Genomic DNA, 22,963 nt, shown 5'->3' with positions numbered 1-22,963 from the left:
GGACGGACTCTGCGTATGTACGTTTTACGTGCGTCGCGCGAAGTACTGCGAGATGCAGGTGGTCGTGCGTCAGCCCTGGCGCTGCTTGTGGCGCAGGTTGTCGCAGATGACCATGACCCGACCGTGACGGCGGATCACCTTGCACTTGTCGCAGATCTTCTTGACGCTCGGCTTGACCTTCATGGGATGTCAGGTTCTCCGGGTCAGTGCCGTCACCGCGCCGAAGCGGGGTGCAGGCAAGATCTACTTGTAGCGGTAGACGATCCGGCCACGCGTCAGGTCGTACGGGGAAAGCTCCACGACGACCCGGTCATCCGGAAGGATTCGGATGTAGTGCATCCGCATCTTGCCGCTGATGTGCGCGAGGACCTTGTGACCGTTCTGGAGTTCCACCTTGAACATGGCGTTCGGGAGGGACTCGATCACGGTGCCCTCAATTTCGATGGCACCTTGCTTCTTGGCCACGCTTCGCCTTTCGAATCGGCTACCTTGATCGACTTCCTGCGCCGTATGTGGACACACGGATGCACGAGAGCCGACGAGTCAGTCTACGTCAGCGGACTCCAAAAGACGAATCCGTCAAGTTTGCCCACCCGGGGAGATCCTTAGACCTCCACAAGCGGGTCACATCTGCCCAGAGGGTCCGGCGCCGCCTCCATGCCGACCCCTCCCACACGCAGCCCTCGCGAGCTCGGCACCGGGGCGCCTCGCAGGCTTCGGACGGCTGCGCCGGGCTCCGCCCGCCGGGGAACAGTCAGCCCAGGGGGTCCGGCGCCGCCTCGATGCCGTACTGGGCCAGCTTCGCCTTGCCGCAGTCGGGGGCGGTCAGGACCAGGGGACCCTGCTCGGTGAGGGCGATCGAGTGCTCCCAGTGGGAGGACCAGGTGCCGTCCGTCGTGATCACGGTCCAGTCGTCCTGGAGCACCTCGGTCTGCGCCGTACCGAGGGAGACCATCGGCTCGATGGCCAGGCAGACGCCGGGTACGAGCTTGATGCCCTTGCCGCGCTTGCGGGCGACATAGTTCAGCAGGTGCGGGTCCATGTGCATCTCGGTACCGATGCCGTGGCCACCGTAGTCCTCGATGATCCCGTACTTGCCGGTGGCGGGGCGGGGCTGGCGGCGGATGTAGGACTCGATCGCCTTCGAGATATCGACGAGGCGGTTGTTCACCTTCATCGCGGCGATACCGGCCCACATGGACTCCTCGGTCACCCGCGACAGCTCGACCAGCTCCGGAGCGTGACCGGTGCCGACGAAGGCCGTGTACGCGGCGTCGCCGTGCCAGCCGTCGACGATCGCGCCGGCGTCGATGGAGATGATGTCGCCGTCCTTGAGGACGGTCTTGTCGTCCGGGATGCCGTGGACGACGACCTCGTTGACCGAGGTGCAGATGGTCGCGGGGAACCCGCCGTATCCGAGGAAGTTCGACTTCGCACCGTGGTCGGCGATCACCTTGCGGGCGACCCGGTCCAGGTCCAGCGTCGTGGCGCCGGGGACCGCCGCCTCGCGGGTGGCCGCGTGAATGGCAGCGACCACCAGCCCCGCCTCACGCATCTTCGCGATCTGCTCGGGGGTCTTGATCTGCACCATTGCACGGCGCCTCTCTGCATCGGACTGCATCGAACGGTGACTGCGGCGTACCCAACGATACGGCGCAAACAGTCGGCCGCGGCGCCCATGGACGCCGCGGCCGACTGCACAAGTACTGCGGGTGTTGCGCTCAGCCCTTGTCGGACTTGAGAGCCTCCATCGCCCGCTCGGTCACCTCGGTGACCTTGCCGAGCGCGGAGATGGTGACCACCAGGTTCTGGGCCCGGTAGTAATCGATGATCGGCTCGGTCTGCGTGTGGTAGACCTCCAGCCGGGTGCGGACCGTCTCCTCGGAGTCGTCGTCGCGCTGGTACAGCTCGCCGCCGCAGGTGTCGCAGACACCCTCGGTCGTCGGCGGGTTGTACGTCACGTGGAAGACGTGCGAGCCGTCGTTCCGGCAGATCCGGCGGCCGGCGATGCGCTTGACCACCTCGTCCTCGGGGACCTCCAGGTCCAGGACCGCGTCCAGCTTGGTGCCCTCGTCCTTGAGCATGGCGTCCAGGGCCTCGGCCTGACCCACATTGCGCGGGAAGCCGTCCAGCAGGAAGCCGTTCTCGGCGTCGGGCTGGGACATGCGGTCCTTGGCCATCCCGATGGTGACCTCGTCCGGTACCAACTGGCCTGCGTCCATGTAGGCGCGGGCCTGCTTGCCAAGGTCGGTGCCCTGGCTGATGTTGGCGCGGAAGAGATCGCCCGTGGAGATCTGTGGAATCGACAGGTTCTTGGCAAGGTACGCAGCCTGCGTTCCCTTGCCGGCACCGGGCGGCCCGACGAGGACGATTCGCATCAGCGGAGGAACCCTTCGTAATTGCGCTGCTGGAGCTGACTCTCGATCTGCTTCACGGTCTCCAGCCCCACACCCACGATGATCAGGATGCTCGTCCCGCCGAACGGGAAGTTGGCGTTCGCACCACCGAAGCCTGCCAACGCCATCGTCGGCACAAGAGCGATCAGACCCAGGTACAGCGAGCCCGGCCAAGTGATCCTGTTGAGCACGTAGCTCAGGTACTCGGCAGTAGGTCGACCAGCCCGGATACCCGGGATGAACCCACCATACTTCTTCATGTTGTCGGCGACTTCCTCGGGGTTGAACGAAATCGCCACATAGAAGAAGGCGAAGAAGACGATCAACAGGAAGTACGCCGTGATGTAGTACGGATGGTCGCCCTTGACGAAGTTGTCCTTGATCCAGGTCGCCCAGCCCGCAGTGGAGTTGGAGAACTGGACGATCAGGGCCGGGATGTAGAGCAGCGAAGAAGCGAAGATGACGGGAATCACACCCGCCTGATTCACCTTCAGCGGAATGTACGTCGACGTACCGCCGTACGACCTGCGGCCGATCATGCGCTTCGCGTACTGCACCGGGATACGGCGCTGGGCCTGCTCGACGAAGACGACGAGGCCCACCATCACGAAGCCGATCAGGATGACGGTGCCGAACTCGATCCAGCCGTCGGCCAGCTTGCCGCTGGTCTTGATGGCCCACAGGGCGCCGGGGAAGCTGGCGGCGATCGAGATGAACATCAGGATCGACATGCCGTTGCCGATGCCACGGTCGGTGATGAGCTCACCGAGCCACATGACGGCCGCGGTACCCGCGGTCATCGTGACGACCATGACGATGGTCGTGAAGATCGACTGGTTCGGCACGATCTGGTCGGCGACCGGGCAGCCGCTGAACAGCGCGCCACTGGTGGCGGTGGCCACCAGGCCGGTGCCCTGGAGGATGGCGAGCGCGACGGTCAGATAACGCGTGTACTGCGTGATCTTCGCCTGCCCGGACTGCCCCTCCTTCTTGAGCGCCTCGAGTCGGGGAATCACCACGGTCAGCAGCTGAAGAATGATGCTGGCCGTGATGTACGGCATGATGCCGAGCGCGAAGATCGTGATCTGCAGCAGTGCACCACCGCTGAACATGTTCACCAGGCCGAAGAGGCTGTTGTTGCCCTTGCTGGCCTGATCAACACAGGTCTGGACGTTCTCGTAGCTCACTCCCGGTACCGGGACGTGTGCCCCGAGCCGGTAGAGCACGATGATGCCGAGCGTGAAGAGCAGCTTCTTGCGCAGGTCGGGCGTCTTGAACGCCCGGGCGAACGCGGTGAGCACGGTGCCTCCTGCGACCCCCGCGCAAAGCGTAGAGGTGACGGTCTTGAGGATCGACGAATACGTAACAGTCAAAGGTCCCCGGGCGGGCGCCCAGGGGGTTACCACACAACAACGCACGCCACCTTACCGGCGACCATGCCCACCTAGGAACGACCAACCGGGGATGCCCCAAATGAGAGGCATCCCCGGTCGGATGTTCAGGCCATCGAGTTGTCTCAGACGAGCTCGGTGACGGTGCCGCCGGCGGCGGCAATCTTCTCCTTGGCGGAGCCGGAGACGGCGTCAACCGAAACCTGCAGTGCCACGGAGATCTCGCCCTGTCCGAGGACCTTGACGAGGTGGTTGTTGCGCACCGCACCCTTGGCGACCAGGTCGGCCACGGTGACCTCTCCACCCTCGGGGTAGAGCGTCGCGAGCTTGTCCAGGTTCACGACCTGGTACTCGGTGCGGAACGGGTTCTTGAAGCCCTTGAGCTTCGGGAGACGCATGTGGAGGGGCATCTGCCCACCCTCGAAGCGCTCCGGAACCTGGTAACGGGCCTTGGTGCCCTTGGTGCCACGACCGGCGGTCTTACCCTTGGACGCCTCACCACGACCCACACGGGTCTTGGCGGTCTTGGCGCCCGGGGCGGGCCGGAGGTCATGGGCCTTCAGCGGCTTGTTCTCCGCCATGTCAGTCGACCTCCTCAACCGTCACGAGGTGGCGGACGGTGTGCACCATTCCGCGGAACTCGGGGCGGTCCTCCTTGACAACCACGTCGTGCAGGCGCTTGAGCCCGAGCGAACGAAGGGTGTCGCGGTGGTTCTGCTTGCTACCGATGAACGACTTCGTCTGCGTGATCTTGAGGCGAGCCATTACGCACCCGCTCCCGCACGTGCACGGAGCAGAGCCGCGGGGGCGACGTCCTCGAGGGGCAGACCACGGCGGGCCGCGATCTCCTCGGGACGCTGCAGGCCCTTGAGGGCCGCCACGGTCGCGTGCACGATGTTGATCGCGTTGGACGAGCCGAGCGACTTCGACAGGATGTCGTGAACGCCGGCGCACTCCAGAACGGCGCGCACCGGGCCACCGGCGATAACACCGGTACCGGGGGAAGCCGGCTTCAGCAGCACGACACCCGCGGCCCGCTCGCCCGTGATCGGGTGAGGGATGGTGCCCTGGATGCGCGGAACCTTGAAGAAGCTCTTCTTGGCTTCTTCCACGCCCTTGGCGATGGCCGCGGGAACTTCCTTGGCCTTGCCGTAACCGACACCGACGGTGCCGTCACCATCGCCCACCACGACCAGCGCGGTGAAGCTGAAGCGACGACCACCCTTCACAACCTTGGCGACGCGGTTGATCGCGACAACGCGCTCAACGTACGCGGTCTTCTCGGCGGCAGCTGCGCCGCCGTCACGGCCCTTCCGGTCCCGCCGCTCGCCGCCACCGGCACCGCTTCCGCGGCGCTGGGGTCCAGCCATTGGATTTACCTCTCTCTGTTACGTCCGCTGTGCGTAGGAACCGGGGCTTAGAACTTCAGTCCGGCTTCACGGGCGGCGTCAGCCAGAGCGGCAATCCGCCCGGCGTACTGGTTACCACCGCGGTCAAACACGACGGCCTCGACGCCTGCGGCCTTGGCACGCTCAGCGACCAGGGCGCCGACCTGCTTGGCCTGGGTGCTCTTGTCGCCCTCGCCACCACGGATGGAAACGTCCAGGGTCGACGCCGACGCGAGCGTGTGGCCCGCGATGTCGTCGATGACCTGAGCGACCATGTGGCGGTTGGACCGCGTCACGACCAAGCGCGGACGCTCCGGCGAACCGGAGATGTGCTTGCGGACGCGGATGTGGCGACGCTTGAGGGCGGCACGCTTGTAGGCGTCGCCCTTGGCGATCTTTACGCCGTATGCCATGGCTACTTACCAGCCTTTCCGACCTTGCGGCGGATGACCTCGCCGGCGTACTTGACGCCCTTGGCCTTGTACGGGTCAGGCTTCCGCAGCTTGCGGATCTTGGCCGCGGTCTCGCCGACCTTCTGCTTGTCGATGCCCTCGACGGAGAACTTCGTGGGGGACTCCACCTTGAAGGTGATGCCCTCCGGGGCCTCGATCAGGATCGGGTGGCTGTAGCCCAGGGCGAACTCCAGGTTGGAGCCCTTCGCCTGGACGCGGTAACCGACACCACTGATCTCGAGCGCCTTGGTGTATCCCTGGGTCACACCGGTGATCATGTTCGCCACCAGCGTGCGGGACAGGCCGTGAAGGGCCTTGTTCTGACGCTCGTCGTTCGGGCGGACGACGTTCAGAACGCCGTCCTCACCCTTGGTGACCTCGATCGGCGACGCGACGGTGTGCGCGAGGGAACCCTTGGGGCCCTTCACCGCGACCGTGCGGCCATCGATGGTGACGTCCACACCGGCGGGAACCTGGATGGGGAGCTTGCCGATTCGCGACATGAGCTATTCCTCCGTTCCCGACTACCAGACGTAGGCGAGGACTTCCCCACCTACGCCCTTCTTGCTGGCCTGCTGGCCGGTCAGGAGACCGTGGGACGTGGAGATGATCGCCACGCCCAGGCCGCCGAGGACCTTCGGCAGGTTGGTGGACTTTGCGTATACACGCAGACCCGGCTTCGAGATTCGCTTGATGCCGGCGATCGAGCGCTCGCGGTTCGGGCCGAACTTCAGCTCGAGGACGAGGTTCTTGCCGACCTCGGCGTCCTCGACCTTCCAGCCGGTGATGAAGCCCTCCTGCTGGAGGATCTCCGCGATGTGCGACTTGATCTTGCTGTGCGGCATCACGACGTCGTCGTGGTACGCCGAGTTCGCGTTACGCAGACGCGTGAGCATGTCTGCGATGGGATCAGTCATGGTCATGAATTGGCCTTCGGCCTCTCTCGCCGGGGTTTCCTGTATGCGCCATCCCTCTCCCTACTCAGAGGCAGGACGGGTGCGGTGCGGGGACCTACGGCGTAGTAAGTCGGTCTAGGGCGGCAGGCGCCCAACCCCACAAGCCTACGGCATGTGAGGGCGGGCTCCTGCCGACCAGATGCTTACCGAGAGCTTCCGTCAATTCCCAACGCCCCTAAGGGCGAAGGAGAATTACCAGGAGCTCTTGGTCACGCCCGGCAGCTCGCCACGGTGAGCCATCTCACGAAGGCACACGCGGCACAGGCCGAACTTGCGGTAGACGGAGTGGGGCCGGCCGCAGCGCTGGCAGCGGGTGTACCCGCGAACGCCGAACTTCGGCTTACGGGCGGCCTTAGCGATCAGAGACTTCTTCGCCACGGTCAGTTCTCCTTGAACGGGAAGCCGAGGTGACGAAGGAGGGCACGACCCTCGTCGTCATTGGTCGCCGTGGTGACCACGGTGATGTCCATGCCCCGGACCCGGTCGATCTTGTCCTGGTCGATCTCGTGGAACATGACCTGCTCCGTGAGACCGAAGGTGTAGTTGCCACGGCCGTCGAACTGCTTCGGCGACAGGCCACGGAAGTCACGGATACGCGGCAGCGCGAGCGACAGCGTACGGTCCAGGAACTCCCACATCCGGTCACCACGAAGGGTGACGTGGCAGCCGATCGGCTGGCCCTCGCGCAGCTTGAACTGCGCGATGGACTTGCGGGCCTTGGTGACGGCCGGCTTCTGGCCGGTGATCGTGGTGAGGTCGCGCACGGCGCCGTCGATCAGCTTGGAGTCGCGGGCGGCGTCGCCCACACCCATGTTGACCACGATCTTGACCAGGCCGGGGATCTGCATGACGTTCTCGTACGAGAACTCCTCACGCAGCTTGCCGGCGATTTCCTCGCGGTACTTCGTCTTCAGACGCGGAGTGGTGGTGGTAGCCATCAGATGTCCTCACCCGTCCGCTTGGCAACGCGGATCTTGTTGCCTTCGTCGTCGAAGCGGTAACCGACGCGCGTGACGACCTTGTTGCCGTCCTTCTCCACGACGAGCTGAACGTTGCTCACGTGGATGGGGGCCTCGGTCGTGACGATGCCACCGGTCTGCGAACCGCGAGCGGTCTGACCGGCCTTGGTGTGCTTCTTGACCCGGTTGACACCCTCGACGAGGACGCGGTCCTGAGCGGGGTAGGCCACGATGACCTTGCCCTGCTTGCCCTTGTCCTTACCGGTGATGACCTGAACCAGGTCGCCCTTCTTGATCTTCATGCTTACAGCACCTCCGGCGCGAGCGAGATGATCTTCATGAACTTCTTCTCGCGCAGCTCACGGCCCACCGGGCCGAAGATACGGGTGCCGCGGGGGTCGCCGTCGTTCTTCAGAATGACGGCGGCGTTCTCGTCGAAGCGGATGTACGAGCCATCCTGGCGACGACGCTCCTTGACGGTGCGAACGATGACGGCCTTGACGACGTCACCCTTCTTCACGTTGCCACCGGGGATCGCGTCCTTGACGGTGGCGACGATGACGTCACCGATGCCCGCGTAGCGGCGACCCGAACCACCGAGAACACGGATGGTGAGGATTTCCTTCGCACCCGTGTTGTCGGCGACGCGAAGTCGCGACTCCTGCTGGATCACGTCTATCTCCTGATCGTCTGCCGGTTCCCGGCGGGGGCCACTCCGTTACCGGAGCGGGCCCCCACCGAGCCTGGCGGAACCTGCCTGAGGGGAATGCCCCTCAGGAATTACTTGGCCTTCTCGAGGATCTCGACGACGCGCCACCGCTTCGTGGCGGACAGCGGCCGGGTCTCCATCAGGAGGACGCGGTCGCCGACGCCTGCGGCGTTCTGCTCGTCGTGCGCCTTGAGCTTGTTCGTACGGCGGATGACCTTGCCGTACAGCGCGTGCTTGACACGGTCCTCGACAGCGACGACGACGGTCTTGTCCATCTTGTCGCTGACGACCAGACCCTCACGGGTCTTGCGGAAACCGCGGTCGGTGTTCGTCTCAGTCACAGTCTTCTCGCTCATCAGGCGCTCTCCACCGTCTCGATGCCCAGCTCGCGCTCGCGCATCAGGGTGTAGATCCGGGCGATGTCCTTACGGACGGACTTGAGCCGACCGTGGTTCTCGAGCTGGCCCGTCGCCGCCTGGAAGCGGAGATTGAACAGCTCTTCCTTGGCCTCGCGGAGCTTGTTGAGGAGCTCCTCGCCGCCCAGTTCGCGCAGCTCGGACGCCTTGGTACCGGCCGACATCACGACTCACCTGCCTCGCGCCGAACGATCCGGCACTTCATCGGAAGCTTGTGAGCAGCGCGGGTAAGCGCCTCACGAGCAATCTTCTCGTTCGGGTAGGACAGCTCGAACATCACCCGACCCGGCTTGACGTTCGCGATCCACCACTCGGGAGAACCCTTACCGGAACCCATGCGGGTCTCGGCAGGCTTCTTCGTCAGGGGGCGGTCCGGGTAGATGTTGATCCAGACCTTGCCGCCACGCTTGATGTGGCGGGTCATCGCGATACGAGCTGCCTCGATCTGGCGGTTCGTCACGTACGCAGGGGTCAGCGCCTGGATGCCGTACTCGCCGAACGCAACCTGCGTGCCACCCTTGGACATACCGCTGCGCTTCGGGTGGTGCTGCTTGCGGTGCTTGACCCTACGGGGGATCAGCATTTCGGTCAGGCCTCCGTTCCGGTGCTCTCAGCCGGAGCAGCGGCGGCGGGAGCCTCGGCCTTGGGGGCCTCGGCTGCCGGCGCGGACTGCTGCGGCTTGCGACCGCGACCGCCACGCTCGCCACCCCGGCCACCACGGCCGGCCGGGCGGTCAGCGCCGCCACGGGCCGGGCGGTTGCCGGCGCGGGCAGCGGCGTTCTCGGCGCGGACCTCGGCGATGTTCTTGACGTCGCCCTTGTAGATCCAGACCTTCACACCGATCCGGCCGAAGGTCGTCTTGGCCTCGAAGAAGCCGTAGTCGACGTTCGCACGGAGCGTGTGCAGGGGCACACGGCCCTCGCGGTAGAACTCCGAGCGGGACATCTCGGCGCCGCCGAGGCGGCCACCGCACTGGATCTTGATGCCCTTGGCGCCGGCCTTCATCGTGCTCTGCATGCTCTTACGCATGGCACGACGGAAGGAGACGCGGGAGGAGAGCTGCTCGGCGACGGCCTGGGCCACCAGCTGAGCGTCCACCTCGGGGTTCTTGACCTCGAGGATGTTCAGCTGGACCTGCTTGCCGGTCAGCTTCTCCAGCTCGCCACGGATGCGGTCGGCCTCGGCGCCGCGGCGGCCGATGACGATGCCCGGGCGGGCGGTGTGGATGTCAACGCGGACGCGGTCGCGGGTGCGCTCGATCTCGACCTTCGAGATGCCGGCCCGCTCCATGCCCTTCGTCATCATGCGACGAATGGCAACGTCTTCCTTGACGTAGTCCTTGTACAGCTTGTCGGCGTACCAACGGGACTTGAAGTCCGTGGTGATGCCGAGCCGGAACCCATGCGGGTTAACCTTCTGGCCCATTACCGGGTTCCTTCCTTGCTGCTGACGACCACGGTGATGTGGCTGGTCCGCTTACGGATCCGGTAGGCACGGCCCTGAGCACGCGGACGGAACCGCTTCAGGGTCGGACCCTCGTCCACGAACGCCTCGCTGATGACCAGCGAAGAGGCGTCGGTGTGGTCGTAGTTGTGTGCAGCGTTGGCAATGGCGCTGTCAAGCACCTTGCCAACCGGCACGCTCGCGGCCTGCGGGGCGAAACGCAGGACCGCCTGAGCCTCCGTGGCATCCATGCCACGGATGAGGTCCACCACGCGGCGGGCCTTCATGGGCGTGACGCGGATGTACCGCGCCTGGGCCCTGGCTTCCATGGTTGTCCCTTCGGTGTGAGTCATAGTCGTTTCCACCCCGCGCTAGCGGCGCTTCGACTTCCGGTCGTCCTTGACGTGGCCGCGGAAGGTGCGAGTCGGCGAGAACTCGCCGAGCTTGTGGCCGACCATCGACTCGGTGACGAACACCGGGACGTGGATCTTGCCGTTGTGCACCGCGATGGTGTGACCCAGCATGGCCGGGATGATCATCGAGCGACGGGACCAGGTCTTGATGACGTTCTTGGTGCCAGCTTCGTTCTGTACGTCCACCTTCTTGATGAGGTGGCCGTCGACGAAGGGCCCCTTCTTGAGACTGCGCGGCATCTAAACCCGCTCCTAGCGCTTCTTGTTCGTCTTGCGGCGGCGGACGATGTACTTGCTCGATGCCTTCTTCGGCGAGCGAGTACGACCCTCCTTCTGACCCCACGGCGAGACCGGGTGACGTCCACCGGAGGTCTTGCCCTCACCACCACCGTGCGGGTGGTCGACCGGGTTCATCGCAACACCGCGGACGGACGGGCGAACGCCCTTCCAGCGCATGCGACCGGCCTTGCCCCAGTTGATGTTCGACTGCTCGGCGTTGCCGACCTCACCGATCGTGGCGCGGCAGCGGGCGTCGACCAGGCGGATCTCACCCGACGGCATACGAAGGTGGGCCATGGTGCCCTCCTTCGCCAGCAGCTGCACGGAGGCACCCGCGGAACGGGCGAACTTCGCGCCGCCGCCGGGCCGCAGCTCGATGGCGTGGATGGTCGTACCGACCGGGATGTTGCGCAGCGCCAGGTTGTTGCCGGGCTTGATGTCGGCGGCCGGGCCGTTCTCGACACGGTCGCCCTGCGTCAGGCCACGCGGCGCGATGATGTAGCGCTTCTCGCCGTCCGCGTAGTGCAGGAGCGCGATGCGCGCGGTGCGGTTGGGGTCGTACTCGATGTGCGCGACCTTGGCCGGCACGCCGTCCTTGTCGTGACGACGGAAGTCGATCACGCGGTAGGCGCGCTTGTGTCCGCCACCCTGGTGGCGAACGGTGATCCGACCGGCGTTGTTACGGCCGCCCTTGCTGTGCAGGGGGCGGACCAGCGACTTCTCCGGCGTGGACCGCGTGATCTCGACAAAGTCGGCGACGCTGGAGCCACGACGGCCCGGGGTCGTCGGCTTGTACTTGCGGATACCCATTTCTCAGTCCTCGTCCGATTCCGGACGACTCGACCTCCGTCAGGAGGTCGGGCCGCCGAAGATGTCGATACGGTCGCCCTCGGCGAGGGTCACGATGGCGCGCTTGGTGTCAGCACGCTTGCCGAAACCGGTCTTGGTGCGCTTGCGCTTACCCTGCCGGTTGATCGTGTTGACCCCGGTGACCTTGACCGAGAAGACCGCTTCCACGGCCTGCTTGATCTGGGTCTTGTTGGAGCCGGGCGCGACGATGAACGTGTACTTGTTCTCGTCGAGCAGCGCGTAGCTCTTCTCGGAAACGACCGGCTTGACGAGAACGTCGCGCGGGTCCGAGTAGGTCTTGCTGGTAACGGTCGCCTCGCTCATCAGGCGTCGCTCCCTTCGGTCTCAGCGGTCTGGGGGCCAGACACGAAGGACTCGAAGGCGGCCTGGGTGAAGACCACGTCGTCAGAGACGATCACGTCGTACGTGTTCAGCTGGCCCGGCTCCAGGATGTGCACCTGGGGCAGGTTGCGGGCGGACAGCCACGCGGCCTCGTCGGCGCGGTCGACGACCAGGAGCAGGTTCTTGCGCTCCGAGATCTTGCCGAACAGCGTCTTGGCGGCCTTCGTGGACACTGCACCGTCGACCACGCCGGTGACGACGTGGATGCGGGAGTGACGGGCCCGGTCGGAGAGGGCACCGCGCAGGGCGGCGGCCTTCATCTTCTTCGGGGTCCGCTGCGAGTAGTCACGCGGCTGCGGGCCGTGGACGACGCCACCGCCGACGAACTGCGGCGCACGGGTCGAACCCTGGCGCGCGCGGCCGGTGCCCTTCTGGCGGTACGGCTTGCGGCCACCGCCACGGACTTCGCCGCGACGCTTGGTCTTGTGCGTGCCCTGACGGGCAGCAGCCAGCTGAGCGACAACGACCTGGTGGATCAGCGGAACGCTGGTCTTCGCGTCGAAGATCTCCGCGGGGAGCTCGACGGTACCGGCCTTGTCGCCTGCCGGCGAAAGGATGTCAATGGTGCTCATTACCTCAAGCCCCCTTGGCCGCGGTACGGACCAGGACGAGGCCGCCGTTCGGACCGGGGACTGCGCCCTTGATGAGGAGCAGACCCTTCTCCGCGTCAACCGCGTGGATGGTCAGGTTCTGGGTGGTGACACGCTCGTTGCCCATGCGACCCGCCATGCGCATGCCCTTGAAGACACGGCCGGGGGTGGCACAGCCACCGATGGAGCCGGGCATGCGGTGCACACGGTGGGCACCGTGGGACGCCTTGCCACCCTTGAAGTTGTGGCGCTTCATCACACCGGCGAAGCCCTTGCCCTTGCTCTTGCCCGTGACGTCAACCTTGACGCCGGACTCGAACACTGCGGCAGTGACCTCCTGGCCCAGCGTGTACTCGCCGGCGTCAGGGGTGCGGAGCTCCACCAGGTGGCGGCGCGGGGTCACGTCGGCCTTGGCGAAGTGGCCCTTGAGGGGCTTGTTCACCTTGCGCGGGTCGATCTCGCCGAAGGCGATCTGGACCGACTCGTAGCCGTCGCGGTCGTTGGTGCGGACCTGGGTGACGACACAGGGCCCGGCCTTGACGACGGTCACCGGGACAATCCGGTTGTTCTCGTCCCAGACCTGGGTCATGCCGAGCTTCTCGCCCAGGACGCCCTTAATGTTCTTAGCCATCTCGCGCGTCACCTCAGAGCTTGATCTCGATGTCGACGCCGGCCGGCAGGTCGAGACGCATGAGCGAGTCAACCGTCTTCGGCGTGGGGTCGAGGATGTCGATGAGGCGCTTGTGCGTGCGCATCTCGAAGTGCTCGCGCGAGTCCTTGTACTTGTGCGGCGACTTGATGACGCAGTACACGTTCTTCTCAGTGGGCAGCGGCACCGGGCCTGCGACCGACGCACCAGTGCGGGTCACCGTCTCGACGATCTTCTTCGCCGAGGAGTCGATGACCTCGTGGTCGTAGGCCTTGAGCCGGATGCGGATCTTCTGTCCCGCCATGGCTACTAGTAGTCCTGTCTCTCGTAACGCTCTGGAACCCGAGGGCTCTGGTAACTCCGTCTCCGACCCACGCGGTCGGGCGTGTCGCATCCCCTCTACGCAGATCTCCCGAAGGATTTCCCAACCAAGGGGGTGCGGGCCCGAGGACCGCGAGACCGGGGGCGGAACACCCACCGGGTGCCTGGCCGGTGCCCCACTGACGCTTCCCGGAAGATTCCCGTACGTCCGACCCGCAGGGGGTCGACGAGTACTGTGGGACTCGCTTCCGGTCCTCCCGGCGGGAGGCGCGCAGCATTGGCACTCAACCGAGCAACCTGGTCAGTGTGCCATACGGGGCGCGAGCCTGGCCAATCGGGCGGAGGATCTTACCCCGCGCGTTCCGTTGGTCAAACGCGGGCGCGCATCCGGACCCGTGCCGGGCGGCGTTCTCCCCGTAATTCGTTCGAGCGTCCCGCACCCCCGCCCCTACAGTGACCCGCCGGGCACGCCGTCGTCATCAGGGGCTTCACACCATGCGTACGCACTATCCGCGCACCGCGCATCTGCCCTGGTCCCCGGGGGCCACCTCGGACGACGTACGGATCGCGGACCTCTCCGCGCTGACCGGCCGTGAGGTCGTCGTCACCGAGAAGCTGGACGGCGAGAACACCACGCTCTACGCCGACGGCCTCCACGCCCGCTCGCTCGATTCCGCCCACCACCCCTCGCGGGGCTGGGTGAAGGCGCTCCAGGGCCGGATCCGGGCCCGTATCCCCGCAGGGTGGCGGGTGTGCGGGGAGAACGTGTTCGCGCGCCATTCGATCCCGTACGACGGCCTGGAGAGCTACTTCTACGGCTTCTCCGTCTGGCACGGCGAGCACTGCCTGGACTGGGACCGGACCGTGGTGTTCCTGCGCGGTCTGGGGATACCGGTGCCGCCGGTGCTGTGGCGCGGGGTGTTCGACGCGCGGGCCGAGAAGGCGCTGCGGGCGCTGAAGCCGGACACCGGGCGGCAGGAGGGGTACGTCGTCCGGCCCACGAACGGCTTCGGCGCACCGGAGTTCGGGCGGCTGGTGGCGAAGTGGGTGCGGCCCGGCCATGTACGGACCGGCACCCACTGGATGCACGCCGCCGTGGTGGAGAACGGGCTCGGCCCGGCCGCCGCGCTGTGGACCGTACGGTCCGGGGCGCCGGTCGACGCGGCGGCGCTGGGCGGAGCGACGGGGACGGCCGCGGGGGACGCACGGGCCGCCGCCGCGATGGGCGATGCCCTCGACGCCTTGGGCCGGACGGGTGACGACCGGCTGACCGGGGTGCTGGCCGCGCTGCTGCACCGGTCCCGCCGCACCGAACTGGCGCCCGCGCTGGCGGGGGCGCTGGGGATGCCGCTCGCCCGCCGCGTCGCGGATCTCGTGGGGCTGCACCCGGCGCTGCACCGTCCGTACCCGGACGAGGAGCGCCGGACCGGCCTCGTCCGGATGTCGTTCGCCGCCGATCTGCCGCTGCTGCACGCGCTGGCCGCCGCGGTCGCGGACACCGACGGGGCGCGCGAACAGGTGGAGTGGTCGGCTCTGCACGCGGCGGACGTACGGGAACCGGACGGGCTGCGGGAGGCGTTCGCCGGCCTGGCCCCGGACGTCGCCGACCGCTGCTGGGCGCAGGCCCGGGAGGCGTACGCCCGGGGCCGGGTCGCCACCGCCGAGGAGGCTGTCGCCGCGACGTGGCGGTGGCGCACCGGGGAGTTCCCGCGCCTGGTGCATCTGATGGGCCCCTCCGGCAGCGGCAAGAGCACCTTCGCGCGCGGACTGCCCGGCGTCGACACGTACCTCGCGCTCGACGATCTGCGGCTCGCCCGGGGATCGCGCGCCGGCCAGAAGGCCAACGGGGAGGTGCTGCGCGAGGGGCTCGACCGGCTGGACGCCGCGCTCGCCGCGGGCGGCACCGTCGTCTGGGACGCCACCTCGCTCAACGCACACCAGCGCTCCCTGGTGCACGCGGTCGCCCGGCGCAGGGACGCGCTGCTCACCCACGCGGTGGCCCTGGCCGACGAGGCGGAGCTGCTCCGCCGCAACGAGCGCCGCACCCACCCGGTGCCCCCTCGGGTGCTGACCTCGCAGCTGCACCGGTTCGTGCCCCCGTATCCCGGCCAGGCGCACCGCACCTGGTACATCGGCGCGAGCGGAACCGTGGAGGACAGGGCGTAGATGCGTACCAGCGAGGAGATCTACCACCGGGTCCGCTGGGACGCCCGGTTCGACCCGGCGCGCTTCGTGATGGGCGTGGCACAGCGCGGGACCGTGCCCGAGCGGGTGCCGCTGCCCCGGTTCACGCCCGGCGGGGAGATTCCCTGGCACCGGGTGCTGTTCTTCGAGGCGGACGGTGAGGTGGTGTGGGACCGGTCCTCGGGCGTGGACCGGATCGGTGCGACGGACGCCGGACGGGTACGCGCCCCGCGCCGGCTGCCGTCCCCGTACTTCGTCTCCCGTACGCCGCACGCGTTCTCGGCGCCGGAGGCCGCCTGGACGCCCGTACCGCAGGACCTGCCGCCGACGGCGCCCCCCGCTGCCCTGACGCTGCTGACCTGGAACACCCTCTGGGACCGCTACGACAGCGACCGCATAGACACCGCCCGGCGACGGCCCCTCCTCCTCGACGCCCTGCGTGCGGCGGACGCGGATGTCATCGCCCTCCAGGAGGCCGAACCCGCCCTGCTCGGCCTGCTGTTGTCGACGCCGTGGGTCCGCGAGAGCTATACCTTCTGGGCCGGTCCGGCCGGCCAGGATGTCGCCGACTGCGGTCTGCTGCTGCTCAGCAGGCTCCCCGTACGGGAGGCTGGCCTGCATGCCCTCGGCCCGCACAAGGCGGTCGCCGCCGTGGTCGTGGAGACCGCGGAGGGACCGGTCACGGTCGCGGTCACCCACCTCAGCAGCGACCACTCGCCGGTCGGCGCCGCCCGGCGCGATGCCGAACTGGCCGATCTGGCCACGGGGTTGGCCGCGATCGACGGCGACGTGGCACTGCTCGGCGACTTCAACGACGGCGGCGACACCCCCCAGGACCGGCTGGGGATGCCGGACGCCTGGATCCTGGTGCACGGCGCGGACGACCGGACGCCGACCTTCGACCCGTCCGTCAACCCGCTGGCCGCCGTCTCCTCGCTGACGGGGCGGGTGTCCCGGCTGGACCGGGTGCTGATCCGCTCGGAGCGGCTGCGGCCCGTGTCGGCGGCGCTGCTGGGCGAGGTGGCCACGCCGGACGGGCTGTACGTCTCGGACCACTTCGGGGTACGGGTGGAGCTGGCCGGGGCCGCGGCGCAGGACGACGACGCAGCGGCGGCGGATCTCCTGCGCCGGGTGGCCGCCGCCCTGCCCGAGGGCCGCGTCCACCTGGCCGGCTCGCGGCGGATGGGCTGTGCGCTGCCCGGCGCCGATGTGGACCTGGTCGCGGCGCTGCCCGGTGACGGGGATCTGCCGGGGGTACGGGAGCGGCTGGCCGCTGCCCTGCCGGAGGCCGTCGATCTGCGTGAGGTGACCGGTGCGCGCGTACCCGGTCTGCGTTTCTGCCTCGACGGGCTCCGGGTGGACCTGGTGATCGTCGCGACCGGTGGCCTCTCCCCGGACGTGGCGGTCGCCCGCCGTACCGAACTGGGCGGGGCGGCGGCCACGGCGCTCAGCGCGGTGAGCGACGCCGATGCCGTGCTCGCGGCGGCGGACCCGCACCGGGCCGCGTTCACCCACCTCGCGCGCGAGGTGAAGGCCTGGGCGCGGGCGCGTGGTCTGGACTCCGCCCCGTGCGGCGGGCTGCCCGGCCTCGCCTGGTCCGTACTGGCGGCCCGTACCGCCCACGAGGCCGGTCAGCTGCCGCCGCTCCCCCTGCTCCGGCACTTCTTCGCGACGTGGGCCGCATGGGACTGGAACCGGCCGGTCGGCTCCGGGGACGCGGGCGGGCTCCCCCTGACCGTGCTGACCCCGACCGCCCCCGTCCGCTCCTGCACCTCGCAGGTCTCCCCCGCGGGCCGCGACCTCGTCGCCGAGGAGCTCTTCCGCGCCTGGGAGATCCTGGAGTCCACCGCCGACACCGCGCCCGTACCGCACGCCGGACTCTGCGCCCCGCCGCCCCTGCGTCTGCGGCACGCCGCCTGGGCGGTCGTCTCCGTACGGCGGGGCGCGGACGAGGGCCGGTTCCGCGGGAGGCTCCTGGCCCTGCTCGCCGCCCTGGCGGAGGCGGGCTCCCCGGACGCCCACGCCTGGCCCCGCCCGTTCGCCGCCGACGCCTCCCACGTCCGGTACGCCGTCGGCCTCGGCCGCACCCCGCCCGACGAGGCCCGGCTCGCGGAGATCGGCGCCCGGCTGCTGCACGGCATCCCGGAAGCGGACCTGCGCCGGACGGACCGGGGCGGGGTACCGGAGCTGCGCTGACGGAAACCGGCGCCGACCGCCCTGTGGTGCGCACGCCCGCACGCTGGGCCGTCCGGGTTCTTGTCGCACACCCGTAGAAACCCAGGCAACCCACCCCGGGGAATCTCCGTCTATCCCCCCGCAGCAGCGGCTCGACCTCCGCCGCCTGCACGGATTCGGCACGCAGCGCAGGGCCGCACAGCCGCCCGCTGCGGGGTAAGTGGACGGAGCACGGTGTGACGGACGAACCTGCGCTGCGCGCATCTCGCACGGGAGTGCCGCGGCGCACCCTGATGACGGCGGCGGCCGGGGCGATGAGCCTGGCCGCCCTCAGCGCCTGCACCGCGCCCGCGTCGCCCCGCCGCCGCGACCCCACCGCGGACCCGATGCCCGGCCTGCCGATCAGCACCTCGCGCACGGCCCTGATGATGCAGATCCTCGCCCACCCGGACGACGACCTGTACTTCATGAACCCGGACACCCAGCAGGCCTTCTACGCCGGGACGCCGCTGGTCTGCGTCTATCTGACCGGCGGCGAGGCCACCGGCATCAATCGCATGCCGGGCCGGCCGCAGCCCACCCCCGACAAGGCCGCGTACTCCTCCTCACGTCACCAGGGGCTCCGCCAGGCGTATGCGACGCTGCTCGGACTCGGCCGGTTCACGGCCTGGCAGAAGTCCGTCATCACTCTGCACGGCAACCACCGGGCCGAGATCAACCGCCTCGGCAACGCCGGCCGCGAGGTCGAGCTGATCTTCATCAACACCGCCATGCACACCACATACGGGCGTCTCGGGCTCCCCAGCCTCTGGCAGGACCGGCGGCTCGTCCTGCCCACCGTCGTCGCCGACAACTCGCCGCTGCAGCAGGTGGGCTCGTACACGTACGACGGACTGATCGACGTCCTGGTCGGGCTGTTCGAGCGGTACCGGCCGAGCATCGTGCACACCATGGACCCGGACCCCGACATCCAGCACAGCAGTGAGCTCGTCCGGCGACGGGACAGCGAGCAGAAGGGCTACTCCGACCATCCCGACCACACCGCGACCGCGCTGTTCACCTGGACGGCGCTGATCCGCTGGGTGGCGCTGGCCACCCGCAGCGGCGACGGGGTGCCGCGCTTCGCCACCACGGCGTTCCGCGGCTACTACAACCGGCACTGGCCCAAGAACCTGCCGCCCGCCGTGCTGGCGGAGAAGGCGTCGCTCCTGGTGGCGTACGGGGGTTCGGCCGACTGGCGCTGCGGCAACTCCGCAGGCTGCGGTGACTACGGCGTCGGCGGCAACCGGCCGCTGACCAACCGGAAGGGCTGGGTACGGTCCACCCATTACCGCTACCCGGGCCCCCGCCCGGCCGTCACCACCGACCCGGACGGCCGGCTCGTCGCGTACGGGGTGCTGGGGCTGCGGGCGGTGCGCTGGCGCGAGAGCGCACCGGGCAGCGCGACGTGGGACACCCCGGACGACCTCGGCGGCGGCCCGCTCGCATCGGTCCTGGGCTGTGCGACCCTGCCGGACGGGCGACAGGTGCTCTTCGGGCTGCGGTTCGCCGCGCTCGGCGGGCGCGGGGCGGACAACGAGCGCGAGATCGTCGCGCTGGAGCAGCGCTCCCCCGGCGGCGGCTTCCGTGCCTGGCAGGGGCTGGGCAACCCGGTGCGGAATCACGACGGCGGACGGCGGATCGGCGTCCCGGTCGCGATCGCCGCCTGCGACGGGCGGGTCCACCTCTTCGTACGGAACGCGGAGCAGGGCCTCAGCACCCGGGTACGGGACACGGCGGGCCGGTGGAGCGGCTGGCGGGACACGGGCGGCGGCGAGATCCAGGACGGGCTGCATGCCGTGGTGGACGACGCCGGGTGCGTCCATGTCTTCGCGGCGGGCCGGTTCGCGGTGCATCACTGGACGCAGGACGCGCCCGGCGACCCGGTCACCGCGCGCACCCAGATCAGCGGGGTGCCGGTGCCCGGGGACGGCCCGGCCGCACTGCCCGGGACGGGCGGCACCGTCGAGCTGTTCTACCGCGCGGCGGCGAAGGCCGCTCTGACGACCGTACGGACCGGGGAGGCGGCGGCGGAGACCGGCATCGACGGGTACGGGCGGCTGGTCGAGGACCGGGTGGGCTTCGACGGGTACGGGCCGGTGTCCGCCGCGGGGTCGCCGCGCGGCCCGGTGCTGCTCGGCCGCACCGAGAAGGGCCGGATCCAGCTCCGTACGTCCCAAGGAATCTCCGTACGCAAGCGCGGGCCGGTGGCGCTGGACGGGCCCGCGCTGCACATCGCAACGGACGGCCGGCCGACGGTGGTGGCACTGGGGGTCGACGCCCGCCCGTGGCTCTGGCGCCCCCAGCAGGCCTGACGACGCGGGCGGGCACCTGCCGGAGGGCAGCGGCTGTCATCCTCTGATCACGCTCAAGGTGCTGATGCTCACGCTCAAGGTGCTGATTGCCGAGGACATGACGGTCGTACGGGAGGGACCGGTCTCCGTGCCGGCGCGCGAACCCGGTATCGAGGTCGTGGCCCAGGCCGCCCGCGGGGACGAGGTCCTCGCCACCGTGCCGGCCGCCCGGCCCGACGTGGCCGTGCTGTATGTCGCCATGCCTGGCCAGGACGGCATCCAGCACGGCACGTCAACCCGCCGGACATGGGATTTCCCTGGATCCCAGGCGGCCGGTCGCGTCCGCCGCACCCCGTCACCCGCGCTTTTGCCCACCCCGACCGGGATCCCGGTGGGTTCGGTCGGCGACATGGACTGGCGAATCGAGGAAGCGCGTGAGGATCCGGCCTCTTTCCGGTTTGTCCGCCACTCGTCGCAGAGCGGCGACCGTGTCGGCGGGTATCGACATCTCCATCACGACCGGCCCGTCGTCCGCCGATTCGATCACCGCGATCGATTTCAGGAACCCGCCGCGGCGCCTCTTGGTCGTGAGCACGTAGCGGATGTCGGAGGGAGTGGGACGGACGGTGGAGGACGCCGCGATCTCCGCGCCGCTTTCCGGTGAGATCTCATAGAGTTCACCGATCCGTCCGGCCGCCTCACCCCCTTCCTCAAGCCTCTCCGTGCTCCCGTCCCGGCTTCCGCAGAGACCCCGGCAGAGAATCCCGGCCAGGACGGCCAGGACCGCGGCCAGGGCAATGACCCATCCGCTGCCCGAGCCGGCGGCCACGGCCGCCACGACGAGTCCGGCGCCGAAGCCGCCGCCCCACATCGACATCACGCCTCGCTCCGGCTTCCGCAGGGCCTGTCCGTCCTTCCCTTGTCTGCTGTCGGATTCTTCTGCTGTGGAGGTTCTTGGGTGGCGTCGGATCAGCGGAGTTTTCGCCACTTCCAGTTCATCCGCCACCTCGCGACGCGCACCTTCGCGCTCAGCCGCCACAGGGCAGCCCTGGTGCCGAACGAGGTCCCTCGGCTGATCCTCGCGGCAAGACCGCCGACGGCTCCGACCCCGCCCGCCAGGGCGCATTCCCACGGGCCCGGCCCGACGCCCGGACACACCACGGGGCCCCGCACCTCGACGCGACACCGTGGGCCGACTCGGGACCCCCAACGTCGGTCAACGCCGAAGGGCCCCGGTCCACCGCTTACGCGGCGGGCCGGGGCCCTTCTTGGTGCTCTGTGCGGAGCAACCAGGTCAGACAGTCAGGTAATTACTTGACGATCTTGGTGACCTGGCCGGCGCCCACGGTCCGGCCACCCTCACGGATGGCGAACTTCAGGCCCTCTTCCATGGCGACCGGCTGGATCAGCGAGACGTTCATGACGGTGTTGTCGCCCGGCATGACCATCTCGGTGCCCTCGGGAAGGGTCACAACGCCCGTCACGTCCGTGGTACGGAAGTAGAACTGCGGGCGGTAGTTGTTGAAGAAGGGGGTGTGACGGCCACCCTCGTCCTTCGACAGGATGTAGGCCTGGGCCTCGAACTCGGTGTGCGGCGTGACCGAACCGGGCTTGATGATGACCTGGCCGCGCTCGACGTCCTCGCGCTTGATGCCACGGAGGAGCAGACCGACGTTCTCACCGGCCTGGCCCTCGTCGAGCAGCTTGCGGAACATCTCGATGCCGGTAACCGTGGTGGTGGTCTTCTCGGTCTTGATACCGACGATGTCGACGGTCTCGTTGACCTTCAGGACACCACGCTCGATACGACCGGTGACGACGGTGCCACGACCGGTGATCGTGAAGACGTCCTCGATCGGCATCAGGAACGGCTTGTCGACGTCACGCTCGGGCTGCGGGATCGACTCGTCGACGGCCTTCATCAGGTCGAGGACGGTCTGGCCCCACTCCTTGTCGCCCTCGAGCGCCTTGAGCGCCGAGACCTTGACGACCGGAAGGTCGTCGCCCGGGAACTCGTACTCGGAGAGGAGCTCACGGACCTCGAGCTCGACGAGCTCCAGGATCTCCTCGTCGTCCACCATGTCGGCCTTGTTCAGGGCGACGACGATGTACGGAACGCCGACCTGGCGGGCCAGGAGCACGTGCTCCTTGGTCTGCGGCATCGGGCCGTCGGTGGCGGCGACCACGAGGATGGCGCCGTCCATCTGCGCCGCACCCGTGATCATGTTCTTGATGTAGTCGGCGTGACCCGGGCAGTCGACGTGCGCGTAGTGACGCGACTCCGTCTGGTACTCGACGTGCGCGATCGAGATCGTGATACCGCGCTGGCGCTCTTCGGGAGCCTTGTCGATCTGGTCGAAGGCCGAGGCCTCGTTCAGGTCCGGGTACGCGTCGTGCAGCACCTTGGTAATGGCGGCCGTGAGGGTCGTCTTACCGTGGTCGATGTGACCGATGGTGCCGATGTTGACGTGCGGCTTAGTCCGCTCGAACTTCGCCTTCGCCACTGGGTCCTCCTGTGGAGTGGTTCTGTACGCCTTGCTTCATCGGCGCCAGGTGATCTTTGCTGGGATGCCGGTGCCGGGGGGCATTCACCGCATTGCTTGCGCTCTGCGACGAATGCCCCACCAGGCTCCGGTGACAAGCCTAAAGCGTGAGCTC

31 protein-coding genes are annotated in these 22,963 nt (G+C 68.3%); 3 read left to right on the top strand and 28 right to left on the bottom strand.

All coding sequences use genetic code 11. The features are described from left to right. Positions 1–69: 69 nt before the first annotated feature. The 26 genes from rpmJ to rpsJ form a co-directional block, all read right to left on the bottom strand. On the bottom strand, positions 70–183 hold the full coding sequence (gene rpmJ / locus ACFVV1_RS26015) for a 50S ribosomal protein L36 (protein ID WP_003956441.1): 114 nt from the start codon (positions 181–183) through the stop codon (positions 70–72). 60 nt (positions 184–243) lie between these two features. Continuing rightward, positions 244–465 carry a translation initiation factor IF-1 gene (gene infA, locus ACFVV1_RS26010; RefSeq protein WP_003956442.1) on the bottom strand — a complete coding sequence of 74 codons (222 nt, stop codon included), beginning with the start codon at positions 463–465 and terminating at the stop codon, positions 244–246. A 289-nt stretch (positions 466–754) separates the two neighbouring features. Next, positions 755–1,591: a type I methionyl aminopeptidase gene (gene map / locus ACFVV1_RS26005; RefSeq protein WP_389993547.1), complete on the bottom strand. Its 837-nt coding sequence runs from the start codon at positions 1,589–1,591 to the stop codon at positions 755–757. Between the two features lie 130 nt (positions 1,592–1,721). After that, positions 1,722–2,378, bottom strand: a complete 657-nt coding sequence (locus ACFVV1_RS26000) for an adenylate kinase (protein WP_389993544.1) — start codon at positions 2,376–2,378, stop codon at positions 1,722–1,724. Then, on the bottom strand, positions 2,378–3,697 hold the full coding sequence (gene secY, locus ACFVV1_RS25995; protein WP_389993542.1) for a preprotein translocase subunit SecY: 1,320 nt from the start codon (positions 3,695–3,697) through the stop codon (positions 2,378–2,380). Before secY ends, ACFVV1_RS26000 begins: the two co-directional genes overlap by 1 nt. Positions 3,698–3,912: 215 nt before the next feature. After that, positions 3,913–4,368: a 50S ribosomal protein L15 gene (rplO, locus tag ACFVV1_RS25990; RefSeq protein ID WP_018550610.1), complete on the bottom strand. Its 456-nt coding sequence runs from the start codon at positions 4,366–4,368 to the stop codon at positions 3,913–3,915. 1 nt (position 4,369) lies between these two features. Further along, entirely contained in the window at positions 4,370–4,552 is a 183-nt protein-coding gene (gene rpmD, locus ACFVV1_RS25985; RefSeq protein ID WP_389993539.1) for a 50S ribosomal protein L30, read from the bottom strand. Then, positions 4,552–5,157, bottom strand: coding sequence for a 30S ribosomal protein S5 (rpsE, locus tag ACFVV1_RS25980; protein ID WP_266913326.1), 606 nt, complete (start codon positions 5,155–5,157; stop codon positions 4,552–4,554). Before rpsE ends, rpmD begins: the two co-directional genes overlap by 1 nt. Positions 5,158–5,204: 47 nt before the next feature. After that, positions 5,205–5,588 carry a 50S ribosomal protein L18 gene (gene rplR, locus ACFVV1_RS25975; RefSeq protein WP_093540756.1) on the bottom strand — a complete coding sequence of 128 codons (384 nt, stop codon included), beginning with the start codon at positions 5,586–5,588 and terminating at the stop codon, positions 5,205–5,207. 2 nt (positions 5,589–5,590) lie between these two features. After that, entirely contained in the window at positions 5,591–6,130 is a 540-nt protein-coding gene (rplF, locus tag ACFVV1_RS25970; RefSeq protein ID WP_382899812.1) for a 50S ribosomal protein L6, read from the bottom strand. Between the two features lie 21 nt (positions 6,131–6,151). Then, positions 6,152–6,550 carry a 30S ribosomal protein S8 gene (gene rpsH / locus ACFVV1_RS25965; RefSeq protein WP_030351444.1) on the bottom strand — a complete coding sequence of 133 codons (399 nt, stop codon included), beginning with the start codon at positions 6,548–6,550 and terminating at the stop codon, positions 6,152–6,154. Between the two features lie 225 nt (positions 6,551–6,775). Beyond that, the gene (locus tag ACFVV1_RS25960; protein WP_024491590.1) at positions 6,776–6,961 is read right to left on the bottom strand and encodes a type Z 30S ribosomal protein S14; all 186 of its coding nucleotides are present in this window, start codon (positions 6,959–6,961) and stop codon (positions 6,776–6,778) included. 2 nt (positions 6,962–6,963) lie between these two features. Further along, positions 6,964–7,521: a 50S ribosomal protein L5 gene (gene rplE / locus ACFVV1_RS25955; protein ID WP_189544134.1), complete on the bottom strand. Its 558-nt coding sequence runs from the start codon at positions 7,519–7,521 to the stop codon at positions 6,964–6,966. Beyond that, positions 7,521–7,844 (bottom strand): 50S ribosomal protein L24, encoded by a 324-nt coding sequence (rplX, locus tag ACFVV1_RS25950; RefSeq protein ID WP_003966949.1) that lies wholly within the window; start codon positions 7,842–7,844, stop codon positions 7,521–7,523. The genes rplE and rplX overlap by 1 nt, the downstream gene beginning before the upstream one ends. A gap of 2 nt (positions 7,845–7,846) precedes the next feature. Then, on the bottom strand, positions 7,847–8,215 hold the full coding sequence (gene rplN / locus ACFVV1_RS25945; protein WP_003966950.1) for a 50S ribosomal protein L14: 369 nt from the start codon (positions 8,213–8,215) through the stop codon (positions 7,847–7,849). Positions 8,216–8,322: 107 nt separating this feature from the next. Beyond that, complete coding sequence (rpsQ, locus tag ACFVV1_RS25940; protein WP_030977953.1) at positions 8,323–8,607, bottom strand: 30S ribosomal protein S17; 285 nt, start codon at positions 8,605–8,607, stop codon at positions 8,323–8,325. Beyond that, positions 8,607–8,831: a 50S ribosomal protein L29 gene (rpmC, locus tag ACFVV1_RS25935; protein WP_124716937.1), complete on the bottom strand. Its 225-nt coding sequence runs from the start codon at positions 8,829–8,831 to the stop codon at positions 8,607–8,609. The genes rpsQ and rpmC overlap by 1 nt, the downstream gene beginning before the upstream one ends. After that, a complete protein-coding gene (gene rplP, locus ACFVV1_RS25930; RefSeq protein ID WP_014047785.1) occupies positions 8,831–9,250 on the bottom strand; it encodes a 50S ribosomal protein L16 in 420 nt (139 codons plus the stop codon). The genes rpmC and rplP overlap by 1 nt, the downstream gene beginning before the upstream one ends. Before the next feature lie 5 nt (positions 9,251–9,255). Beyond that, positions 9,256–10,092, bottom strand: coding sequence for a 30S ribosomal protein S3 (rpsC, locus tag ACFVV1_RS25925; protein ID WP_103492852.1), 837 nt, complete (start codon positions 10,090–10,092; stop codon positions 9,256–9,258). Continuing rightward, positions 10,092–10,439: a 50S ribosomal protein L22 gene (gene rplV, locus ACFVV1_RS25920; protein ID WP_056552397.1), complete on the bottom strand. Its 348-nt coding sequence runs from the start codon at positions 10,437–10,439 to the stop codon at positions 10,092–10,094. The genes rpsC and rplV overlap by 1 nt, the downstream gene beginning before the upstream one ends. Positions 10,440–10,481: 42 nt before the next feature. Beyond that, positions 10,482–10,763: a 30S ribosomal protein S19 gene (gene rpsS, locus ACFVV1_RS25915; protein WP_023539342.1), complete on the bottom strand. Its 282-nt coding sequence runs from the start codon at positions 10,761–10,763 to the stop codon at positions 10,482–10,484. A 12-nt stretch (positions 10,764–10,775) separates the two neighbouring features. Beyond that, a complete protein-coding gene (gene rplB / locus ACFVV1_RS25910) occupies positions 10,776–11,612 on the bottom strand; it encodes a 50S ribosomal protein L2 (RefSeq protein WP_327258877.1) in 837 nt (278 codons plus the stop codon). 39 nt (positions 11,613–11,651) lie between these two features. Continuing rightward, positions 11,652–11,975: a 50S ribosomal protein L23 gene (rplW, locus tag ACFVV1_RS25905; protein ID WP_014154589.1), complete on the bottom strand. Its 324-nt coding sequence runs from the start codon at positions 11,973–11,975 to the stop codon at positions 11,652–11,654. Further along, positions 11,975–12,625, bottom strand: a complete 651-nt coding sequence (rplD, locus tag ACFVV1_RS25900) for a 50S ribosomal protein L4 (protein ID WP_389993534.1) — start codon at positions 12,623–12,625, stop codon at positions 11,975–11,977. Before rplD ends, rplW begins: the two co-directional genes overlap by 1 nt. A gap of 4 nt (positions 12,626–12,629) precedes the next feature. Next, on the bottom strand, positions 12,630–13,274 hold the full coding sequence (rplC, locus tag ACFVV1_RS25895; protein ID WP_389993531.1) for a 50S ribosomal protein L3: 645 nt from the start codon (positions 13,272–13,274) through the stop codon (positions 12,630–12,632). A gap of 13 nt (positions 13,275–13,287) precedes the next feature. Further along, positions 13,288–13,596: a 30S ribosomal protein S10 gene (rpsJ, locus tag ACFVV1_RS25890; RefSeq protein WP_003948644.1), complete on the bottom strand. Its 309-nt coding sequence runs from the start codon at positions 13,594–13,596 to the stop codon at positions 13,288–13,290. A gap of 512 nt (positions 13,597–14,108) precedes the next feature. Here rpsJ and ACFVV1_RS25885 point away from each other — a divergent pair. From ACFVV1_RS25885 to ACFVV1_RS25875, 3 genes are all read left to right on the top strand, one after another. Continuing rightward, on the top strand, positions 14,109–15,779 hold the full coding sequence (locus ACFVV1_RS25885) for an RNA ligase family protein (RefSeq protein WP_389993528.1): 1,671 nt from the start codon (positions 14,109–14,111) through the stop codon (positions 15,777–15,779). Next, positions 15,780–17,993 (top strand): poly(A) polymerase, encoded by a 2,214-nt coding sequence (locus tag ACFVV1_RS25880; protein WP_389993525.1) that lies wholly within the window; start codon positions 15,780–15,782, stop codon positions 17,991–17,993. Between the two features lie 272 nt (positions 17,994–18,265). Further along, on the top strand, positions 18,266–20,326 hold the full coding sequence (locus ACFVV1_RS25875) for a PIG-L family deacetylase (protein ID WP_389993808.1): 2,061 nt from the start codon (positions 18,266–18,268) through the stop codon (positions 20,324–20,326). Between the two features lie 334 nt (positions 20,327–20,660). On the opposite strand, the gene ACFVV1_RS25870 is transcribed toward ACFVV1_RS25875, so the two are convergent. Both ACFVV1_RS25870 and tuf read right to left on the bottom strand, forming a co-directional pair. Beyond that, positions 20,661–21,311, bottom strand: a complete 651-nt coding sequence (locus ACFVV1_RS25870) for a hypothetical protein (RefSeq protein WP_389993522.1) — start codon at positions 21,309–21,311, stop codon at positions 20,661–20,663. A 304-nt stretch (positions 21,312–21,615) separates the two neighbouring features. Beyond that, positions 21,616–22,809 carry an elongation factor Tu gene (gene tuf / locus ACFVV1_RS25865; RefSeq protein ID WP_093897236.1) on the bottom strand — a complete coding sequence of 398 codons (1,194 nt, stop codon included), beginning with the start codon at positions 22,807–22,809 and terminating at the stop codon, positions 21,616–21,618. Between the last annotated feature and the right edge of the window lie 154 nt (positions 22,810–22,963).

This window comes from Streptomyces sp. NPDC058092, assembly GCF_042884935.1.
Taxonomy (GTDB): Bacteria; Actinomycetota; Actinomycetes; order Streptomycetales; family Streptomycetaceae; genus Streptomyces.
This window is presented reverse-complemented; position numbering and strand designations above follow the sequence as displayed.

Excerpts from the sequence above, each read along its gene's own strand:
- ACFVV1_RS25885 (WP_389993528.1), top strand. The coding sequence starts at position 14,109 with ATGCGTACGCACTATCCGCGCACCGCGCATCTGCCCTGGTCCCCGGGG.
- rpsQ (WP_030977953.1), bottom strand. The coding sequence starts at position 8,607 with ATGAGCGAGAAGACTGTGACTGAGACGAACACCGACCGCGGTTTCCGC.
- rpsH (WP_030351444.1), bottom strand. The coding sequence starts at position 6,550 with ATGACCATGACTGATCCCATCGCAGACATGCTCACGCGTCTGCGTAAC.
- rpsC (WP_103492852.1), bottom strand. The coding sequence starts at position 10,092 with ATGGGCCAGAAGGTTAACCCGCATGGGTTCCGGCTCGGCATCACCACG.
- map (WP_389993547.1), bottom strand. The coding sequence starts at position 1,591 with ATGGTGCAGATCAAGACCCCCGAGCAGATCGCGAAGATGCGTGAGGCG.
- rpsJ (WP_003948644.1), bottom strand. The coding sequence starts at position 13,596 with ATGGCGGGACAGAAGATCCGCATCCGGCTCAAGGCCTACGACCACGAG.
- rplR (WP_093540756.1), bottom strand. The coding sequence starts at position 5,588 with ATGGCATACGGCGTAAAGATCGCCAAGGGCGACGCCTACAAGCGTGCC.
- rplF (WP_382899812.1), bottom strand. The coding sequence starts at position 6,130 with ATGTCGCGAATCGGCAAGCTCCCCATCCAGGTTCCCGCCGGTGTGGAC.
- rplP (WP_014047785.1), bottom strand. The coding sequence starts at position 9,250 with ATGCTGATCCCCCGTAGGGTCAAGCACCGCAAGCAGCACCACCCGAAG.
- rplX (WP_003966949.1), bottom strand. The coding sequence starts at position 7,844 with ATGAAGATCAAGAAGGGCGACCTGGTTCAGGTCATCACCGGTAAGGAC.
- rpmC (WP_124716937.1), bottom strand. The coding sequence starts at position 8,831 with ATGTCGGCCGGTACCAAGGCGTCCGAGCTGCGCGAACTGGGCGGCGAG.
- rplC (WP_389993531.1), bottom strand. The coding sequence starts at position 13,274 with ATGGCTAAGAACATTAAGGGCGTCCTGGGCGAGAAGCTCGGCATGACC.
- rpsE (WP_266913326.1), bottom strand. The coding sequence starts at position 5,157 with ATGGCTGGACCCCAGCGCCGCGGAAGCGGTGCCGGTGGCGGCGAGCGG.
- ACFVV1_RS25880 (WP_389993525.1), top strand. The coding sequence starts at position 15,780 with ATGCGTACCAGCGAGGAGATCTACCACCGGGTCCGCTGGGACGCCCGG.
- ACFVV1_RS26000 (WP_389993544.1), bottom strand. The coding sequence starts at position 2,378 with ATGCGAATCGTCCTCGTCGGGCCGCCCGGTGCCGGCAAGGGAACGCAG.
- rplE (WP_189544134.1), bottom strand. The coding sequence starts at position 7,521 with ATGGCTACCACCACCACTCCGCGTCTGAAGACGAAGTACCGCGAGGAA.
- ACFVV1_RS25875 (WP_389993808.1), top strand. The coding sequence starts at position 18,266 with ATGACGGCGGCGGCCGGGGCGATGAGCCTGGCCGCCCTCAGCGCCTGC.
- rplO (WP_018550610.1), bottom strand. The coding sequence starts at position 4,368 with ATGGCGGAGAACAAGCCGCTGAAGGCCCATGACCTCCGGCCCGCCCCG.
- rpsS (WP_023539342.1), bottom strand. The coding sequence starts at position 10,763 with ATGCCGCGCAGTCTCAAGAAGGGGCCCTTCGTCGACGGCCACCTCATC.
- rplW (WP_014154589.1), bottom strand. The coding sequence starts at position 11,975 with ATGAGCGAGGCGACCGTTACCAGCAAGACCTACTCGGACCCGCGCGAC.
- rplD (WP_389993534.1), bottom strand. The coding sequence starts at position 12,625 with ATGAGCACCATTGACATCCTTTCGCCGGCAGGCGACAAGGCCGGTACC.
- rpmJ (WP_003956441.1), bottom strand. The coding sequence starts at position 183 with ATGAAGGTCAAGCCGAGCGTCAAGAAGATCTGCGACAAGTGCAAGGTG.
- rplV (WP_056552397.1), bottom strand. The coding sequence starts at position 10,439 with ATGGAAGCCAGGGCCCAGGCGCGGTACATCCGCGTCACGCCCATGAAG.
- rplB (WP_327258877.1), bottom strand. The coding sequence starts at position 11,612 with ATGGGTATCCGCAAGTACAAGCCGACGACCCCGGGCCGTCGTGGCTCC.
- rpmD (WP_389993539.1), bottom strand. The coding sequence starts at position 4,552 with ATGGCTCGCCTCAAGATCACGCAGACGAAGTCGTTCATCGGTAGCAAG.